Source organism: Rhizobium croatiense (assembly GCF_019793465.1).
Taxonomy (GTDB): Bacteria; Pseudomonadota; Alphaproteobacteria; order Rhizobiales; family Rhizobiaceae; genus Rhizobium; species Rhizobium croatiense.
The window spans coordinates 1-3769 of the sequence record NZ_JAILYJ010000041.1; the positions used below are offsets into that span (position 1 = coordinate 1).

Below are 3769 nucleotides of genomic sequence, written 5' to 3' on the forward strand. Positions count from 1 at the left end.
TGGCTGTCGGGATCGAAGAACACGGCCTTGTCGAGATTGAAGGCAAGGCGGGTGTTCTGGCCCGGGGCGATGCCGGCATCGGCGCGCAGGCGGGCGACGACGGATTTGCCGCCGAGTTTGGTGACGGCGAAGGTGTCGGAGCCGGCCGGTTCGACCACCTCGATCAGGCAATCGTCCTCGGTCAGCGAGCGCGCCTTGCGGTCGGCGCCGTCAGGATCGGTCAGCGCTTCCGGGCGGATGCCGAAGATCACCTGCCGGCCGGCATAGGCCGACAGGCCGTGATTGCCTGCGACGACCGGCAGCCTCAGCGGCGCGCCGTTCGGCCGCTCGAGTGCGACGGCAAGCCCGGAGACACCAGCCTCGACGGTGGCGTTGAGCAGGTTCATCGCCGGCGATCCCATGAAGTCGGCGACGAAGAGATTGGCCGGGCTGTTATAGATCTCGGCCGGTGTGCCGAACTGCTGCAGCACGCCGTCCTTCAGCACGGCGATCTTGGTCGCCAGCGTCATCGCCTCGATCTGGTCGTGGGTGACATAGACGAAGGTGGTGCCCATGCGCTGATGCAGCCGCTTGATCTCGGTACGCATGTCGACGCGCAGCTTGGCGTCGAGGTTGGAGAGCGGCTCGTCGAACAGAAAGACCTGCGGATTGCGCACCAAAGCCCGGCCCATGGCGACGCGCTGGCGCTGGCCGCCGGAAAGCTGGCTCGGCTTGCGGTCGAGCAGATGGCCGATCTGCAGCATGTCGGAGACCTGCTTGATCGCCTTGGCCCGCTCCTCCTTCGGCACGCCGCGGACCTCCATGCCGAAGGCGATATTGCCGGCCACCGTCATGTTCGGATAGAGCGCATAGGACTGGAACACCATGGCGATGTCGCGCTTGGACGGATGCAGACCGTTGATGGCGCGCCCGTCGATCCGGATATCGCCAGAGGTGATCGTCTCCAGCCCGGCAATGGTGTTGAGCAGGGTCGACTTGCCGCAGCCGGACGGGCCGACCAGCACCAGGAAGCCGCCCTTTTCGAGTTCGAGGTCGATGCCCTTGAGGATGTCGACGGCGCCGAAGCGTTTTCTGAGACCGGAGATTTCGAGGAAGGCCATGACTTACCCTTTGACTGCGCCCGCCATCAGACCGCGCACGAAGTAGCGGCCGGCGAGGATATAGACGATGAGCGTCGGAACGGCCGCGATCATCGCCGCCGCCATGTTGACATTGTATTCGACCACCCCGGTCGAGGTGTTGACGACATTGTTCAAGGCCACCGTCATCGGCATGGCGTCACCGGTGCCGGCATAGGCGGAAGCAAACAGGAAGTCGTTCCAGATATTGGTGAACTGGTAGATGACGGTGACGACGATGATCGGCAGCGAGTTCGGCAGCATGATGCGGCGGAAGATCTGGAAGAAGCTGGCGCCATCGACCTGGGCGGCGCGGACCAATTCGGTCGGAAAGGCCTCGTAGAAGTTGCGGAAGAACAGCGTCGTGAAGCCGAGGCCATAGACGACATGGACGAAGACCAGGTTGACCGTCGAATTGCCGAAGCCGAAGTTCCAACCGGTGGCGTTCTGCAGGGTGACGCCGAAGCGGCCGAGCGAGCCGAGGATGGTCGCCATCGGCAGTAGCACCGACTGGAACGGGATGAAGCAGGCAAACAGCATCAGCCCGAACACCAGCGTATGGCCGGGAAAGCGCCACTTGGTCAGCACATAGCCGTTCAGCGCCCCCATGATGGTGGAGATGGCGACGGCCGGCACCACCATCTTGATCGAGTTCCAGAAGTAACCCTTGATGCCGGCGCAGGTCAGCCCGACACAGGTCTCGCCCCAGGCCTTGATCCAGGGATCGAAGGTCGGGGCCTCAGGCAGCGCCAGCATGTTGCCGCCCTGGATCTCGTCCATCGTCTTGAACGAGGTCACCAGCATGACGAAGAGCGGCATCAGGTAGAGGATGGCGAAGATCACCAGCAGGCCGTAGATGACCAGCCGGCCGATCCAGCGGGTGTTGTTGCTGCTCTTGTCGCTGTTGTCGCTGCGCTGCGAGAGCGCTGCGGTCGAGGTTGCCGCCAGGGTCTGGGTTGGAGAGGTGACGCTGCTCATCGGGCCTTCTCCTTCAGTTCGGAATAGAGATAGGGAACGATGATCGCCGAGATGGTCATCAGCATGATGATGGCGCTGGCCGAGCCGACGGCCATTTCGTTGCGCTTGAAGGTATATTCATACATGAAGTTCGACGGCAGCCAGGCCGAGCCGCCCGGCCCGCCCGAGGTCAGCGCCACCACCAGGTCGTAGGACTTGATCGCCATATGGGCGAGCACGATGAAGGCGGAGAGGAAGATCGGCCGCAACAGCGGAATGACGATGCGGCGATAGAGCTGGAAGGGCGAAGCGCCGTCGATCTGCGCCGCCTTCATGATCTCGCCGTCGATGCCGCGAAGACCGGCCAGGAACATCGCCATGACGAAGCCGGAGGCCTGCCAGACACCGGCGATGACGACGGTATAGATGACGAAGTCCTTGTTCTTGATCCAGTCGAAGTGGAAGCTCGTCCAGCCGAAGTGATGCAGCGTCTGCTCCAGCCCGAGGCCGGGATCGAGGAACCATTTCCAGGCGACGCCGGTGACGATGAAGGAGAGCGCCATCGGATAGAGGAAGATCGGGCGGAGCAGTCCCTCGCCGCGGATCTTCTGGTCGAGCAGGATGGCAAGCAGCAGGCCGAGCGCCAGGCAGATGCCGACATAGAGAAAGCCGAAGATCGCCATGTTGGTGATCGAGGTATACCAGGAGGATGGCGGGTCGCTCTCGAAGGTCCAGCGCCACAGCCGCTGATAGGCGCGTGGCCCGGTCAGCGCATAGGACGGAAAGGTCTTGGAATTGGTGAACGACAGATAGGCCGTCCAGACGATGAAGCCGTAGACGAAGACCAGGGTGATGACGAAGCTCGGCGCCAGCACGATCTTCGGCAGCGCATCCTGCAGCCGGCCCCGCAGCGAGATCGGCGTCGCTTGCCCGGGGGTCAGAACCGGATCGGTGGTGGCAACTGTGCTCATGGATATCATCTCCCTTCCCGCAGGATCGGCTCGGCAATCATCGCTGCGGAGCCTGAAGCTTCCCCGGCCCAAGAGACGGAGAAGCCTTTGTCATCGACACCCTTAGCGGGCGTCGTCGATCGCCTGGACGAGCTGCTTGACGGCTTCGTCGGAGCTCTTGATCTGGCCATGGACGAACTTCGAGACGACGTCCTTATAGGCATTGGCAATCGCCGGCGGGGCGCCATAACCCTGGGCCAGCGAACCGAACAGCGTGCCGCCCTCGTTGGCCGCCTTCAGGTCGGCGATGCCCTTTTTGCCGCAGGCGTCGAAGTCGGTGTCGGGAACGTCGGTACGGGCCGGCACCGAACCCTTGACGACGTTGAAGGCCGACTGGAAGCTCTTCGACAGCGTCGCGGTGGCCAGCGCCACCTGCGCCGCCTTGCGGTCGTCGGGGACGTTGAACATGCCGAACATGTCGGAGTTGTAGATGACGCTGCCATCGGTGCCCGGGAAGCGATAGCAGAGGAAGTCGGTATCTGGGGTCTTCTTGGCGGCGACGAATTCGCCCTTGGCCCAGTCGCCCATCACCTGCACCAGCGCATCACCCTTGATGACCATGGCGGTCGCCAGATTCCAGTCGCGGCCGGAGAAGTTCGGATCGACGTATTGGATGATCTTCGCCAGGTTGTCGAAGGACTTCTTCATCGTCTCGGACTTCAGCGACTCCTCGTCGAGATCGTT

3 protein-coding genes and 1 pseudogene are annotated in these 3769 nt (G+C 62.9%); all 4 read right to left on the reverse strand.

The genetic code is table 11. The annotated features are described in order from the left end of the window. On the reverse strand, positions 1-1100 hold a 1100-nt coding region (locus K6M89_RS30405), incomplete at its 3' end, for an ABC transporter ATP-binding protein (RefSeq protein ID WP_222141848.1). A gap of 3 nt (positions 1101-1103) precedes the next feature. After that, a complete protein-coding gene (locus K6M89_RS30410) occupies positions 1104-2096 on the reverse strand; it encodes a carbohydrate ABC transporter permease (RefSeq protein ID WP_222141849.1) in 993 nt (330 codons plus the stop codon). Beyond that, positions 2093-3046, reverse strand: a complete 954-nt coding sequence (locus K6M89_RS30415) for a carbohydrate ABC transporter permease (RefSeq protein ID WP_097583436.1) — start codon at positions 3044-3046, stop codon at positions 2093-2095. Before K6M89_RS30415 ends, K6M89_RS30410 begins: the two co-directional genes overlap by 4 nt. Before the next feature lie 102 nt (positions 3047-3148). Then, positions 3149-3769: pseudogene (locus K6M89_RS30420) on the reverse strand (sugar ABC transporter substrate-binding protein); the annotation flags it as partial.

What these genes read in the sequence shown, in the direction of transcription:
- K6M89_RS30410 (WP_222141849.1), bottom strand. Translation starts at nt 2,096, where the DNA reads ATGAGCAGCGTCACCTCTCCAACCCAGACCCTGGCGGCAACCTCGACC.
- K6M89_RS30415 (WP_097583436.1), bottom strand. Translation starts at nt 3,046, where the DNA reads ATGAGCACAGTTGCCACCACCGATCCGGTTCTGACCCCCGGGCAAGCG.